The 16,770-nt window shown below is 24.0% G+C and carries 13 protein-coding genes and 1 tRNA gene; all 14 read left to right on the forward strand.

Annotation, left to right across the window (positions count from 1 at the left end; translation table 11 throughout):
* Positions 1-271: 271 nt before the first annotated feature.
* A complete protein-coding gene (locus AWT72_RS05190) occupies positions 272-2,626 on the forward strand; it encodes a BspA family leucine-rich repeat surface protein (protein ID WP_067141866.1) in 2,355 nt (784 codons plus the stop codon).
* Positions 2,627-2,702: 76 nt separating this feature from the next.
* A tRNA-Leu gene (locus AWT72_RS05195) sits at positions 2,703-2,786 on the forward strand.
* Between the two features lie 24 nt (positions 2,787-2,810).
* A complete protein-coding gene (locus AWT72_RS05200; protein ID WP_067141869.1) occupies positions 2,811-3,599 on the forward strand; it encodes a hypothetical protein in 789 nt (262 codons plus the stop codon).
* Positions 3,599-4,294 (forward strand): tRNA (guanosine(46)-N7)-methyltransferase TrmB, encoded by a 696-nt coding sequence (gene trmB, locus AWT72_RS05205; RefSeq protein WP_067141872.1) that lies wholly within the window; start codon positions 3,599-3,601, stop codon positions 4,292-4,294. Before AWT72_RS05200 ends, trmB begins: the two co-directional genes overlap by 1 nt.
* 8 nt (positions 4,295-4,302) lie before the next feature.
* On the forward strand, positions 4,303-5,913 hold the full coding sequence (locus AWT72_RS05210; protein WP_067141875.1) for a uracil-DNA glycosylase family protein: 1,611 nt from the start codon (positions 4,303-4,305) through the stop codon (positions 5,911-5,913).
* 4 nt (positions 5,914-5,917) lie between these two features.
* Positions 5,918-7,918, forward strand: a complete 2,001-nt coding sequence (ligA, locus tag AWT72_RS05215; RefSeq protein WP_067141878.1) for an NAD-dependent DNA ligase LigA — start codon at positions 5,918-5,920, stop codon at positions 7,916-7,918.
* Entirely contained in the window at positions 7,919-8,629 is a 711-nt protein-coding gene (locus AWT72_RS05220) for a YwaF family protein (protein WP_067141881.1), read from the forward strand. It abuts the gene before it with no gap.
* Positions 8,598-9,602 carry an aspartate--ammonia ligase gene (gene asnA, locus AWT72_RS05225; RefSeq protein WP_067141885.1) on the forward strand — a complete coding sequence of 335 codons (1,005 nt, stop codon included), beginning with the start codon at positions 8,598-8,600 and terminating at the stop codon, positions 9,600-9,602. The genes AWT72_RS05220 and asnA overlap by 32 nt, the downstream gene beginning before the upstream one ends.
* An 8-nt stretch (positions 9,603-9,610) precedes the next feature.
* Positions 9,611-10,279 carry a dTMP kinase gene (locus tag AWT72_RS05230; RefSeq protein WP_067141889.1) on the forward strand — a complete coding sequence of 223 codons (669 nt, stop codon included), beginning with the start codon at positions 9,611-9,613 and terminating at the stop codon, positions 10,277-10,279.
* Positions 10,280-10,294: 15 nt separating this feature from the next.
* A complete protein-coding gene (gene hisS, locus AWT72_RS05235) occupies positions 10,295-11,521 on the forward strand; it encodes a histidine--tRNA ligase (RefSeq protein WP_067141892.1) in 1,227 nt (408 codons plus the stop codon).
* Position 11,522: 1 nt separating this feature from the next.
* Positions 11,523-13,265: an aspartate--tRNA ligase gene (gene aspS, locus AWT72_RS05240; protein ID WP_067141895.1), complete on the forward strand. Its 1,743-nt coding sequence runs from the start codon at positions 11,523-11,525 to the stop codon at positions 13,263-13,265.
* Positions 13,266-13,284: 19 nt separating this feature from the next.
* Positions 13,285-14,136 (forward strand): M48 family metalloprotease, encoded by an 852-nt coding sequence (locus AWT72_RS05245; RefSeq protein WP_067141898.1) that lies wholly within the window; start codon positions 13,285-13,287, stop codon positions 14,134-14,136.
* 255 nt (positions 14,137-14,391) lie between these two features.
* Positions 14,392-16,080 (forward strand): DNA mismatch repair endonuclease MutL, encoded by a 1,689-nt coding sequence (mutL, locus tag AWT72_RS05250; RefSeq protein ID WP_067141901.1) that lies wholly within the window; start codon positions 14,392-14,394, stop codon positions 16,078-16,080.
* A 113-nt stretch (positions 16,081-16,193) separates the two neighbouring features.
* A complete protein-coding gene (locus AWT72_RS05255) occupies positions 16,194-16,637 on the forward strand; it encodes a hypothetical protein (RefSeq protein WP_067141904.1) in 444 nt (147 codons plus the stop codon).
* Positions 16,638-16,770: the final 133 nt, after the last annotated feature.

The raw sequence follows: 16,770 nt of genomic DNA on the forward strand, positions 1-16,770 counted from the left end.
TATCTTTCAAAATACATAATCAATCACCTCTTTTTTACATTTCAACACATATATATTATATCATAAAAAAGATGTTTTTGTCAACTAAAAAAGCTAGAATTTATCATTGTTTTTTGATGTTTTCTAGCTTAAATTTTTTGCGAAACTTGGGAAAATAAAAAATTTTTATTAAAATAGATATAAGTAATATAAATATAAAAATAGGGCAGATTAAAAAAATCTGTCTTTTTATATAAATTGACTTTTTGAATATACAGGGTATAATAAAACGGTGATAGAAAAAATTAGAAAGGGGATACTTACTATATTTAATAATTTTAAAATGATAACAAAAAAAATAATAACAGTATTATGTATTTTTATAGGGACAATTTTATTTGCACAAAAAATAGATATAGGTGAAAGTCCTAATAAAGTATTTATAGAAAGAATTGGAAATAAATATGAAATAACTGGAACAGGTAAAATAAATAAAGTGAGTTTTCATAGTAATACAGAAAGTACGAAAAAAGATGAAAATATTACTATAGAAATAAAAGATAGTACAGTAATGTTTCCAGATGATTCCTCGGAGTTATTTAGTTTTTATAAAAATAAAATAGAAATAAATCAAGATATAGATACAAGTAATGTAAAGAATATGCATTATATGTTTTTTGGTGCAATAAATGCAAATCCGAATGTAAGTAAATGGAACACAAGTAATGTAACAGATATGTCTGGTATGTTTGAGGCAGCAACAAATGCAAATCCAAATGTAAGTAATTGGAACACAAGTAATGTAATAGATATGTCTTACATATTTCATGTTGCAATAAATGCCAAACCCAATGTAAGTAAATGGGATACAAGTAGTGTAACAGATATGTCTGTCATGTTTTATGGAGCATTAAATGCTGATCCAAATGTAAGTAACTGGAATACAAGTAGGGTAATAAATATGGGGAGTATGTTTGCAGGAGCAATAATTGCAAATCCAAATGTAAGTAATTGGGATACAAGTAAAGTAACTAATATGGAAACTATGTTTTTTGGTGCAACAAATGCAAATCCAGATATGAGTAAGTGGAATTTAGAAAATTTAGTAAATTCTACTAATATATTAAATGGAACAAAAACGAGTGTAGATGACCCTAGATTTGAAAATATTAAAACACCAGAACAATTAAAACAGTTATTAAAAGATATTGGAGCAAAAAAAATTAATAAATTAAAAGAAGCAAAAAAATTAGAAATAGATAATCTTGCAGATTTAAATAAAGCGCAAAAAGATGCGTTAAAATCAGAAATAGATAATACTAATAATAATCAAACAGTAAATGTTATAGTTACTAAAGCAATAGAATTAAATACTGAAATGCATAAGTTAAATGAACAAATAACTAAATTAACTGCTAACGCTTCTCCAAAATTAGAGTCATTAAAAGATGAAGTAAATATTGAAAAATTAAAAAATTTAAGTAAAGATAAAGTTATAGCATTAACTAAAAAAATAAAAGATGAATTAGACTCAATAAAGACATTAGATGAATTAAAAGAAGCAAAAAAATTAGAAATAGATAATCTTGCAGATTTGAATAAAGCGCAAAAAGATGCATTAAAATCAGAAATATATAATGCTAATAATGACAAAATAATAAGCGATATAGTCAAAAAAGCAACTGAATTAAATGAATCTATGAGTAAATTAAAAGAAGAAATGAAAAAAATAGAAGCTAATAATTCTCCAAAATTAAAGGTATTAAAAGATGAAGTAAATGTAAAAAAAGAGACAAATTTAAATAAACAAGAAGTAGATGATTTAATTAAACAAATAAAAGATAAATTGGCTTCAATTGATTCTAATTCTATTAAAAAAATAGAACTTAAAAACTATAAGCCATTAGCAGATGCATTTTATTACACAGATACAAGTATAGCAGATAGAATAGATGAAAAAGCATTCCTTGATGTCAATTTTTCTAAGTCGGTAGTAGATGTACTTAATGATGTAGTAAATAATAAGTTTGACAGTGCTAATATAATAGCAGGAGTACAAGTAGGGGCTAATTCTAATATAACAAAAGATTTAGTTATAGGTGGATTTGCAGAATATCAGAATAAAGTATCACATAATGCATCAGTAGGAATGAGTTTAAAGTATAAAGATATTTTAACTTTTATAAGATATAGAATAGCTTTAAAAGATAAGAAAATAAATCATAATGTTGATTTATATGCGAGATATTCTAAACAGTTTACATTTAATAAGTTTGAATTAACACCAAAAATTGGCTTATACTTAACATACTCACATAAGGTAAAACTAGCAGAAAATGTAGAATTAAGACCAAGAGTAGGAGTAATAGGAGATACAGCATTACTTATGGCATATAATATAAATAGAGCAAAGATATATGTAGAACCAAAATTATCATTTGGTTATAATGATCAAAAGATAGCACAAACTAATTTAAGTTCTAATGAATATATAATTAAAAGAGGATATGTTGATTATGCTTTAAGACTAGGAGCAAAATATAAATTTATAAATAATGTAACATTAGACGGAGATATAAATGTTAAGGGAGATATGAATAAAAATATTAAAGTCGGAACTCGTTTAGGTGTAGCATATAATTGGTAAAAAAATAGAAAAGAAGTAGTTAGACTTCTTTTTTTTCTTGACAATAAGTCCTAAATTTATTAAAATGTTTATAGGTGCCTGGGTGGCGAAATGGTATACGCATCAGACTCAAAATCTGACGGAGAGATCCATAAGGGTTCGAGTCCCTTCCTAGGCACCACTTTTATTATATAAGGAGAAGAAAATGTTAAAATTAGAATTAAGTGAAAAAGAATTAGAAGCGGTAAAATATAATAAGGAATCTATTAGAAGTCTAATATTATCAAGGGCTATATACAATGAAAGTTTAGAATATGATTTTACTGATGAAGAGTTAAGAACTATGGAATTTTTTCAAAAAACAGAATCTCTTAAATTATATATAAGAAAAATTGTTGAACCTAAAGTAATGGTTAATGAAAATGTTATAATAGATGAATATAATAGAAATAAAGAATTATTTGATGGGCAAAAAATAGAGTTTAAAGAAGCGCATGATATAATAAAAAGAGATTTAACAAATCAAATGTACTATAACCTAGAACAAGATTTTATTAAAGGATTAATATCTGAAATGGATGATAATATAAGTTTATCTAAAAATGATGTATTACATACTGAAGGAGACCCTAATTTATTAAAGACAGTATTAATAAATACTTTATTAGAAAATAAATTAGCTAATACAGATTTTTATGATGAAAATAAATCAGATATAGAACTTATAAGTCAAGAAATTAGAATGAATTATTATGTGAGAGTAATAAATTCTAAAAATATAGAGATAACTAATGAAGAAATCAGCAAATTTTATGTAGATAATTCAACAGAATTTGAAAATATGGATTTACAAACAGCATATAACCAAATATATAATCATTTATTTAATAATATAGTAACTGAAAATACAAATCAATATGTTGAAAGTATTATAGAAAAATATGATATAAATGAAAGAGTAGAAAAAAGTTTAGAGAAAGAAGTAATAAATTAATGATAGAATATAAAGGGAGAGAACTTTGGACATATTTTTTTACTAAACCTAAAAATTACTATAACCAATATATGTATAAAATGGTAGAATACCCTGAATATTTAATGTTTTCTAATGATGAGATTATTAATTCAAAAGGAAAATGGAATAAGGTTTTTAATAATGATAATCCCATACATTTAGAGATAGGTTCAGGGAGTGGGAATTTTGCTATATCTATGGCGAAAAAAAATGAAAAAATAAATTATTTATGTGATGAATTAAGACTTAAAAGATTAGTTTTTTCAGCAAAAAAATCTAAAAAAGAAAATTTAAAAAATATTAAATTTATTAGATATGATGCCAATAATTTAACAGAATTTTTAGGTGAAAATGAAATAGATACATTATATATTAATTTTCCTGATCCTTGGGAAGGCTCAGAACATAAAAGAATGTTATCCGATAATTTATTATCTAACTTAGATACAGTAATGAAAAAAGGTGGGAAAATATATTTTAAAACAGATCATTTAGATTATTATTTAAATGTACTAAATTTAATAAATGAAAGTTCTAAATATGATATAGTTAGACATACTGATAATTTATATGAAACAGATTTAAAGGAAAGCAATATACAAACGGAATTTGAACATTTATTTATTCATAAAATAAAGACTAATATAAAGTATGTAGAGATAATTAAGTTATAAGGAAAAATATGGAAATAATTTTAAAAGAGGGAATAACTTCAAAATATAGAATAAAAGATTTTACAGTATCTCCACTAAGTGATGAAATCATTACTGTTGGAGATGATTTGATTTTTTTTACAAAAGATTTTAAAGTTAAAAAAAAATTAACCAAAAAAATAAATTCATGTGATTTAATAAAATATATAAAAGAGGATAACCAATTATTTGCTTCCTCTACTTTTTATATCATAAACTCGACAAATGAAATATATAAATGTGATAGTTCAACAAAAAAAATATTAGATAGAGTTTTTTTTCCTAGTATGAATGTTAATAGTTTAAATGTTAGTCAATTAGGAAAAGTAGTATACACTAATAGTTCTAATTTGTTTACTTATGACACTTTAACAAAAAATATTAATAGTGTATACATAGGTGGAAATCAAAGTGATAGTAATAATATATATATATATAATGAAAATATATTATTAAAAACAAGAAAACAAGGTGAAATAAATAATAAAGTTAGAGTTTTTAGAGCATCTGATTTAACAGAAATAACTAATTTTGATACTGAAACTAATAATACATTCTTAAAATTAAGAGGTATAAAAATATATGCTGCAAAAGATGATGGGTATATAGAAATTTGGGACGCATGTTTATCTGAATTATATGACTGTAAAAAAATAACTAATTCTAAGATAACTTATATAGAAAATGATGATGAATGGTTTTATATAGGAACATCAGCGGGAGAATTAATAGTTACAACAGATAAATTAGATGTAGTTAAAAGAATTAAAATATTTAAAAGTGAAGTTAAAAAATTACTGTATAGTAAAGATAAAATATATGCATTAAGTCAAGATGGCCAACTTATACCAGTAATTTTAACTGATGAAGATGATAAAAATGTAGTTAATAAGTTCTTAAAAGCATATAATATACATGCAGATTATGCAGATTTTTTTACAACTAGTAGAGTTATAAAAATAGAGAACTTTATAAAAAAATTAAATATAAAACAAGAAAAATATTATCCACAAGAAAATTTAATATTTAAAGCCCTTAGTACAAGCTTAACAGATAAGAAAGTTTGTATATTAGGAAAAGACCCATATTTTCAACCTAATGTTGCAACTGGGTTAGCTTTTGAAGTTAAGAAAAAATCATGGACTTTAAAGACAGTTAATACTTCTTTAAAAAATATTTTAAAATTAATATATTATTCATATACTAATGAGCGTAAAGAAATAATAGAAATAAGAGAAGAAGTTGCTATGGGTAAATTTAGAATATTAGCACCAGATAAATTATTTAAATCTTGGGAAAAACAAGGAGTTTTACTACTTAATACTGCTTTAACTGTCTTATCAGGTAATGCTGGTTCTCATATATATTTTTGGAATGAAATCATAAGAGAATTAATTGAGTATATATCTAGTAAAAATAATAATATAACTTTCTTACTTTGGGGAAAAGATGCTCAAAGTTTTGAAAAGAATATATTAAATGGTGAAATAATAAAGCATAATCATCCTGCAATATGTGGTAAATTAAATAAAGAAAACGATTTCTTAAATGGTAAGTCATTTACACTAACTAAGGATAAAATAAATTGGTTAGGAGAATAAAATAATGAATGATAAAATAATTGAAAAATACAGACTTTTGAGAGAAGAGATAGAAAAATATAATAATTCTTACTATAATTTAGATAATCCTTTAATTTCTGATTATGAATATGATAAAAAAATAAAAGAATTAAATGATTTAGAAAAACAATACCCAGATTTAAAAGATAATTTATCTCCAACTCAAAAAATTGGTGGAATAGCAGCAGAAAAATTTAGTAAAGTGGAGCATAAAAGACCTATGCTTAGTTTATCAAATACATATAATTTAAATGATTTAGCAGATTTTGATGCAAGAACTAAAAAAAACATAAATAGTGCTTATTCATATGTTTTAGAATTAAAATTAGATGGTCTTAGCATAAGTTTGATATACAAAAAAGGACAATTAATAAAAGCAATAACTCGTGGAGACGGTAAAATTGGTGAAGACGTTACTGAAAATGTTATGCAAATATCTAGTATACCTAAAAAATTAAAAGAAAGCATAGATATTGAAGTAAGAGGAGAAATAATATTACCTATAAAAGAATTTCAAAGAATAAATGAACAAAGAGAAGAATTAGGAGAAATGATATTTGCTAATCCTAGAAATGCAGCAGCTGGAACACTAAGGCAATTAGATGCTAATATAGTAAAAGAAAGAAAATTAGATTGTTATTTATATTATTTAGTAGATGCTAAAAATTATGGTTTAAAAACTCATTTAGAAGCAATAACATATTTAGAAAAATTAGGGTTTAAAACAACCAAAGTATTTACTAAATGTAATGATATATCAGATTTTGAAAGAGAAATAGAGTATTGGAATATAAAAAGGAAAAAATTAGATTATGAAACTGATGGTTTAGTAATAAAAATTAATGAATTTGATTTATATGACAAGTTAGGTTATACTGCAAAGTCTCCTAAGTGGGCTATTGCGTATAAGTTTAAACCAGATCAAATAGAAACAAAAATAATATCAATAGATTTTCAGGTTGGTAGAACAGGAGTTATTACACCAGTTGCAAACTTTGAACCTGTAAATTTATCAGGTAGTATAGTTAAAAGAGCATCATTACATAATTTTGATGAAATAAAAAGAAAAGATATAAGACTATATGATAAGGTAATAATAGAAAAGGCAGCAGAGATAATACCACAAGTAGTATTAGTTTTAAGTGATAAAAGAACAGGTAATGAACAAATAATAAATGAACCTAGTTTATGTCCTAGTTGTAATGAGAAAACTCATAAATTTGACAATATAGTGGCTATAAAATGTATAAATCCATATTGTCCAGAGCAATTGAATAGATATATAGAATACTTTTCATCAAGAAATTGTATGAATATAAAAGGATTAGGAGATAAAATAACTAGAAAGTTTATTGATTTGGGAATATTGACTAATATTTTAGATATATATAATCTTAAAAATTTTAAAGAAATGATAATTTCTCTTGATAAAATGGGAGAAAAAAATACTGATAATTTATTAGAGAGTATAGAAAAAAGTAAAGAGAATGAATATTCTAAAGTCTTATTTTCATTAGGAATAGATTATGTAGGTAAAACTACTGCTGAGTTAATAACTGCTAATATTAGTGATATAGATAAACTAATAAATTCTACTTATGAAGACTTGGTTGTTATAAAAGGAATAGGAGAAAAAGCTGCCAATTCTATTATAAACTATTTTAAAGATGAAAATAATATAAGAATTATAAAAGGACTTAAAGAATTAGGTTTTAAATTAGAGCAAAAAAATATTGAAACAATATATAATGAAAATATAAATGAAAAAACTTTTCTTGCAACAGGGAAATTCATTAATTTTAAAAGAGAAGAAATAAAAGAATTGATTAAAAAAAATGGTGGTAAATATTTGTCAGCAGTATCTGCTAATTTAGATTATTTAATAGTTGGAGAAAAAGCAGGTTCAAAATTGAAAAAGGCAAGTGATTTAGGAATTACCATTTTGACCGAAGAAGAATTTGAAAATTTTTTAGAAAGGAATTAGATGAAGTACGAGTTTAGTTATTTTAGTAAATTTCATATAAGTTTACTATTATATGCTTTATTACTATTTTCCATATTTTATATTATACATGAAAATTTACCAGAAAATATGATTAAAAATTACTCTATAATTTTTGGAGTAGTAGTATTAATATTAAAAGCATATGATTCATATAATTTATATAACACAGAAAATTATACATTAGTAAGAGTATTACCATTTCATGCATGTAATGTTTCATTACTATGTGGTGCGATTTATCTAATAAATAAGAATAATACTTTATTTAGTGTATTGTATTTTCTATCATTTGGAGCAATACTAGCATTATTATTTCCAGATTGGAAAGTATATCATACTAATTATTATCCATTTATATATTATACAACGCATATGTTAGAATTTATAATTTTAGCATTTGGGATTAAGAGATTAAAAGCAAAAGTTACTCGTAAAAACTATATTGAAGTTGTATATTTATTAGCAATATTAATGTCAATTAATATATATATAAATAATCATTTTAATGTTAATTTTATGTTTTTAAATGATTATGCAGTAGACTTTTTAAGAGTCATTAAACCATTTTGGTTATATAGAATACTTGTTATACTAACATTCTATCTTGCAATTTGGTTAGTTTATAAGTTTACAATAAAAGAAAAAGGGGAAGAAATAAATGAAAAAAACTTACATACCGAAAGAATATAAACCTATGTTTTGTATACTAGACATGGAAATAGCAATAAAACAAATAAAGGATTTTTTTGAAAAAGAATTGTCTAGAACATTAAATTTAACAAGAATTTCAGCACCATTATTTGTTGAAAGAAAAACAGGGTTAAATGATAATTTAAACGGAATTGAAAGACCAGTTAGTTTCGATATGTTAGAATCTCCTGAAAAAACTATAGAGATAGTACACTCATTAGCAAAATGGAAAAGATATGCTCTTAAAAGATATGGATTTAAAACATATGAAGGTATATATACTGATATGAATGCTATAAGAAGAGATGAAGAGTTAGATAATATACATTCTATATATGTTGACCAATGGGATTGGGAAAAAATCATAACAAAAGAAGATAGAAATGTAGAATATTTAAAAGATACTGTTAGAAAAATTTATAAAGTGTTTTTAAGAACAGAAAAAAAATTACAAATATTATATGATAATTATGAGGAATTTTTAGCAAAAGATATACATTTTATAACTTCACAAGAGTTATTAGACAAATACCCAAATCTTAGTTCTAAAGAAAGAGAATATGAAATTTGTAAAAAATATGGAACAGTATTTATAATGCAGATAGGAGACTTATTATCTAATAAAGAAAAACACGATGGTCGTGCTCCTGACTATGATGATTGGTCATTAAATGGAGATATATTAGTGTATAATAAGGTTTTAGATATAGCCTTTGAATTATCTTCTATGGGTGTAAGAGTTGATAAAAAAGCGTTAGAAAGTCAATTAGTAAAAGCAAATGTAACTAATAAGACTAATTTTCATAATATGTTATTAAATGATGAATTACCATTAACTATTGGTGGTGGTATAGGACAATCAAGAATATGTATGCTATTTTTAAAAACTGCTCATATAGGAGAAGTACAAGCTTCAATGTGGAGTGAAGAAATAGAAAAAGATTGTAGAGATAATGGAATAAATTTATTATAAGGAAAAATATGGGTAAACTAATAATTATAGAAGGAACAGACGGTAGTGGAAAACAAACTCAAACAACACTACTTTATGAAAATTTAAAAAATATGGGATATAAGGTAAAAAAAATCTCATTTCCAAATTATGAAAGTAATGCTTGTTACCCTGTTAAAATGTATTTAACAGGAGAATTTGGTAAGAGTGAAGACATATCATATTATGCTAGTTCAAGTTTTTATGCTATTGATAGATATGCTTCATTTAAAAAAGATTGGGAGTCATTTTATAACTCAGGTGGCATAGTAATATCAGATAGATATACTATATCAAATATAATTCATCAGGCAAATAGAATAAATGATGAAGATGAGTTTAATAACTATTGTGATTGGCTACTTGATTTTGAATGGATTAAATTCGGTTTACCAAAGCCCGATTTAACTATATTTTTAGATGTCCCATATATTGTTTCAAACGAACTTATGAAAAATAGACTTAATAAGATAACAGGAAAAGAACAAAAAGATATATTAGAAGCAGATGAAAATCAAAAATTAAGAGCATACAGCACAGCCAAAAAAATTGCAGGGAAATATGATTTTAGTATTATAAACTGTGTAGAAAACGATAAAATAAAAAGTATAGATAAAATACAAAGTGAACTTTTAGAAGTGGTTAAAAAAGTTTTATAATAAAGGGAGAAAATAATGCAAATATTAAAAGGAATGAAAGATAGATATTTTGATGAAATAGAAAAATTTGATTTTATTATTTCAAAAGCAGTAAATACTTGTGAAAAGTATGGTTATAGTAGAGTATCTACACCATTATTAGAAGAATTAGATCTATTTAAAAGAACAGCAGGAGATGAAAGTGATGTTGTATCAAAAGAAATGTATGATTTTTTAGATAAGGGTAATAGACATATAGCATTAAGACCTGAAGGAACTGCAAGTATAGTTAGGGCATATTTAGAAGCAAAACTATATAAATCTATGAGTAATACAAAATGGTACTATTATGGGCCTATGTATAGATATGAAGCACCACAAAAGGGTAGATATAGAGAATTTAATCAGTTTGGTATTGAGTGTTTTGGTATTCGTAATCCTATGCAAGATGCTGAAATAATAAGAATGGCTTGTGATTTTTTAGAAAGTATAGGTTTAAATGATTTAGTAGTAGAAGTAAATAGTTTGGGAAATAAACAAACCATTATAAACTACACAAAAGAATTACAAAAATATCTATTAGAAAATTTTGATAAATTATCTGAAAATTCTAAAATAAGAGCAAATAAAAATCCATTAAGAGTATTAGATTCAAAAGAAGATGATGAAATAGTTAAAAATGCACCTAAATTACACGACTACTTTGATGATGAAAGCAGAGAATTTTTTGAAAACTTACTTAAAAATTTGGAAAAATTTAATATAAAATATATGGTAAATGATAAGTTAGTTCGTGGATTAGATTATTATAGTGATACAGTATTTGAAATTAAATCTAGTAAACTAGGAGCACAATCAACAGTTTTAGCAGGTGGTAGATATGATAGATTACTTGACCAATTATCAGGTCAAAAAATACCTGCAATAGGCTTTGCTGCTGGTATAGAAAGATTATCATTAATATTAGATGAAAAATTAATAGAAACTAAAAAAAGAACTAAAATATATATTGTTTATTTTGATGAAACAAAAGATAAACTATTTGAAGTATTAGATATACTTAGAAAAAATAATATTCAAATTGAATATGAATATGAACCAAAAGGATTTGGTACACAAATGAAAAAAGCAAATAAATTTGGTGCAGATAAAGTAATAATATTAGGAACTGATGAAGTAGAAAAAAACATGCTTTCTATTAAAGATTTTAATACAGGTGAGCAAAAAGAAATTAGTTTTGAAAATTTAAAGGAAGTGAAATAATATGTTTAGAACACATAAATTAAATGAATTAAGAATAGAAGATAAAGATAAAAAAGTTGTTTTATCTGGTTGGGTTTCTAAGGTTAGAAATTTAGGTTCTTTTGCATTTATAGATTTAAGAGATAGATATGGTATTACACAAATTTTAATAAATGATAAAAAACTATTAGAAGAAGTCAAGAAAATAAGAGTAGAATTTGTAATAAAAGTTAGTGGAACTGTTAATGAAAGAAGTTCTAAAAATCCTAAATTAGAAACAGGAGATATAGAAATTTTAGCTGAGAATATAGAAATATTATCAGTTTCTAAACAATTACCTTTTGAAGTTGATGAAAATCAAATACAAAACGAAGCACTAAGATTAACATATAGATATCTTGATTTAAGAAGAGATAAAATGTTAAATAATATGCTTAAAAGAAATGATATGCTATTTTCTATAAGAAAATACATGAATGATAATGGGTTTTTAGATATAGATACACCTATTTTATCAAAGGCAACACCAGAAGGTGCAAGAGACTTTGTAGTTCCTAGTAGAGTTCAAAAGGGAGATTTTTATGCATTACCGCAATCTCCTCAATTATTCAAACAAACTTTAATGATTTCTGGTTTAGATAAGTATTATCAATTAGCAAAATGTTTTAGAGATGAAGATTTAAGAGCAGATAGACAACCTGAATTTACTCAATTAGATTTAGAAATGTCTTTTGTAGAGCAAGAAGATGTAATAAATTTTGTAGAAGGTTTAGCAAAACAAGTATTCTTTGACGTTACAGGTAAAAAAGCAGACTATGAATTTCCTCGTATAACTTATGATGAAGCAATGGAATACTATGGTTCAGATAAACCAGATACTAGATTTGATATGAAATTAATTGATATTAAAGACATAGTAAAAGGAAAAGGATTTAGTGTATTTGATAATTCAGAATATATTAAAGCAATAACAGTTAAAGGCGATTTTTCTAGAAAAAACATTAAAGATTTAGAAGACTTTGTAAAAGTGTATTATAAAGCATCAGGTTTAGCCTTTATTAAAAAGGTTAATGATGAATTAAATTCACCTATAATAAAATTCTTTGATGAAAAAACTATTAATAATTTAGTTGAAAAATTAGGTTTAGAAAATGACCATATTTCATTTATAATCTCAGGTAAAAAAGAAATAGTACTAAATTCATTAGGTGCTTTAAGATTAAGATTAGCAAATGAATTAAGCATGATAGATAATACTAAATTTAATTTTTTATGGGTATTAGATTTCCCTATGTTTGAATATAGTGAAGAAGAAAATAGATATAAGGCTTGTCATCACCCATTTACTAAAATTAAAGATAAGGATATAAGTTTATTAGAAAATAATGAATTAGCAAATATTAAAACAGATGCTTATGATTTAGTTTTAAATGGATTTGAAATAGGTGGTGGAAGTATTAGAATACATGATTCTAAATTACAAGAATTAGTATTTGATAGATTATTAATTAGTCCAGAAGAACAAGAAAATAAATTTGGTTTCTTTTTAGAAGCATTAAAATATGGAGTACCACCACATGGCGGGCTTGCATTTGGTATTGATAGATGGTTAATGGTAATGTTAAATGAAGCATCTATAAAAGAAGTTATACCATTTCCTAAAAATAATAAAGGACAAGATTTAATGACTGGAGCACCTGCAGATATTGACATTAAACAATTAAGTGAAGACCTAAAATTAAAAAAGATTATTGACAAAAATTAATTAATGGGGGGTTTTTAACATGTATTTTGTTGATTTTTTTAAAAAAGTATTTAAGATTAATAATATACCTGTATTGATTTATTTGATATTTAATATAATTATTTCTGTGAGTATGCTTACAATAGTAACTAACTCATTATTATTATCAATTTTATTATATTTAATATTTTCTGCTTTATCATTATCACCGGTAGGAGAATTTTATTTAAGATTTAAAACAGGGGCAAAAAAATTATCTTCAAAAGAAGAAGAAAGATTAATACCACTTTTTAATGAAGTATATAGTAAAGTATTAGAAAAGAATAAAAATATTTCTAAAAATATTAAATTATTTATATCAAGGGCAGATTTATCTCCAAACGCTTTCGCCACTGGTAGAAATACTATTTGTGTAACAAAAGGATTACTTAATCTAACTGATGAAGATATAAAAGGAGTTTTTGCGCATGAATTTGGTCATTTAGTCAATAAAGATACGGATTTATTATCTATTATTTTAATAGGAAATTTAATTGTTAATATATACATAGTTATTGTAAGAATAATTATAATAATAATATCAATATTTATAGGAGATGAAGAGTCAAGTTTTTTAGTTCTTTTATTAACTACATTATTTTTAAATCTTATAATCTATATTTCTGGTAAAATTTCTCTTTGGTTAATATCATATTCAGGAAGACAACAAGAATACGATGCAGATAAATTTGCCCATGAAATAGGTTTTGGGGATGAATTATATTATGCATTAAAAACTCTAGAAGCTTATAGTGGAGAAGTTACAAAAGGAGTATTTGCAATGCTTGAAGCCTCTCACCCTAATACTGAATATAGATTAAAAAAATTAGTTAAATATAAAAAGATTATGTAAAACTACGAAAAGATTATTGACAAAAAGTATTGAAAAGTAATATAATCAATAAGACTAGGGTATTAAAGCATACAATTTTTTGGGCTTTACTTATTTTTACTGGGGTCGTCCCTGTCATATTGTGAATTAGTTCAATCACGAAAGACTTAGTGAGCTTTACGGATCCTATACGCATGTGATAAATGACTGCCACTTGTTTTTACAAGGCAACCAAAAAATTTGTGCTATACTCTAGTTTTTTGTTAGGAGATAAAAATGGGAATTATTAAAATATTAGATGAAAAAGTTTCCAATATTATAGCAGCAGGAGAAGTAGTAGAAAATTATTCTTCTCTAATTAAAGAACTATTTGAAAATAGTTTAGATGCTAATGCTAAAAATATTGAAATAGAAATTAATGATAAACTAGACTATATCAAAATATCTGATGATGGTATAGGTATGGAAAAAGAAGATGTATACTTATCTATTGAAAGACATGCTACTTCAAAACTTAAAACGAAAGAAGACATATTTAATTTGAGTAGTTTTGGATTTAGGGGTGAAGCATTAGCATCAATAGCATCAGTTTCAAAACTAAATTTATCATCTAAAACAAAGGATAGTAAATTAGGTCATAAGATAACTTGTTATGGTGGAAGTATAGTAAAAAGTCAAGATATTGCAATGAAAACAGGAACTATAATAGAAATAAGAGACTTATTCTATAATACACCAGCAAGAAAGAAATTTTTAAGAAAAGTTGCGACTGAATTAAGCAGTATTAAGGACATAGTTTTGAAATTGTCGTTGTCATGTCCTAATGTTAGTATAAAACTTAAAATTGACGGCAAACAGAGCCTTAAAACGACAGGTTCAGGTATAGATAATACTGTATATGAAGTTTTCGGGAAAACAGTTTTTAAAAATTTAAAAAAATTCAAATATGGTTACTTAGGAAATGCAGAATTATTTAGAGCATCTAAAAACTATATTTACATTTATGTAAATAAAAGATATTGTAAGTCTAATTTAATTGAAAGAGCAGTTATAGATGCTTACTATATGAAACTTATGAAAGGGAAATACCCTTTTGCAATAATTTTTTATGATTTAAATCCTAGTGAAGTAGACGTTAATGTCCACCCATCTAAAAAAATAGTTAAATTTTCAGATGATAAAATAGTATATGGACAAATAAAATCTAGTATAGAAGAATTTTTTTATGAAGATGATAGAAAAACTTGGACACCAGAAGAAATAAAGGTAGAAAATAAAAATACAGAACAAATAGAAAATGTTGAAAATACACAAAATCAAAATATAACTAATAATAAATTTGAATACAAAGATACAGGCTATATACAAAGTATATTTGAAGTTGATGAAAGTGAAATTTATGAATTTGATATATTAACACAGGTTTTTGATACTTATGTAGTAGTGAAAAATAAAGATAGTATAGATTTTTATGATCAACATGCTATGCATGAAAGAATTACATATGAAGCATTAAAAGAAAAGTATTATAACCAAGAACTTGCTAAAAAGCAATTATTAATACCTGAATTAATAAATTTAGATATAAGTGATAAAGATATATTGCTTGATAATATGGAAATATTTAAAGAATTTAAGTTTGAAATAGACTTTATAAGTGAAAAAGATATGGTAGTAAGAGCAGTTCCAGATTTTGAATTAAGAAATACAACTGAAAATGTTCTAAAAGCAATGATAGATAGTCTAAAAATTAATAATAGTATAACTGATATTAGAGAAAGAATAATAATATCAATGGCATGTAGAAGTTCAATTATGGCTGGTCAAAAACTAGGTATACAAGAAATGAGAGCATTAGTTAATAAGCTACATAAGATTAATAAATTTAATTGTCCACATGGTAGACCAGTAATATCAAAGGTTACAAAAGATATGCTTGATAAGATGGCAAAGAGAAAATTGTAAAAATAACTAGGATTAAGAACCCTAGTTATTTTTTCTTTATAGAAAGTCAATACTTTAAAAAAAATATTATATATGGTAAAATTTTAAAAATGAAAAAAAATTTAGGGGGAAAAATGGAATTTTTAATTTATCTATTTATTTTTATGATAATTTCTTTGTACTTTTTTATATTTCTAAGTATAATATTTGGCATTATTTTTATTTATTCATTTATAGAAATTAAAAAGTATATTAAAAATAGAAAAATTAAAATTGATTTTTGGTGTATAATAACACTTTTAATAATTCAAATAATAAACATTTATTTTACTTATAATTCATATAATAAATTAAGTAATTTAAGTGATGATTTAATTAATAATATTCAAATAACATTATTGGGGTTAATATTTGTCCTTATCTTAAAAACATTTTTTGTTGATTATAAAGATAAAGTTTTAAAAAAGAAAATGAATAAGATTAGTTTACTATTATTCTTTTTTTCGCTATCAGTTAGTGTAATAATTAAAAATGTTTTTAAGATAAGGACAAATATTAACCCCAATAATGTTATTTGAATATTATTAATTAAATCATCATTTAAATTACTTAATTTATTAAATGATTTATAAGTAAAATAAATGTTTATTATTTGATTTATTAAAAGTTTTATTATAAACAAAAAATAAATTTAATTTTTTTTATTTTTAT

This window comes from Oceanivirga salmonicida (assembly GCF_001517915.1).
In the GTDB taxonomy this organism is placed as follows: Bacteria; Fusobacteriota; Fusobacteriia; order Fusobacteriales; family Leptotrichiaceae; genus Oceanivirga; species Oceanivirga salmonicida.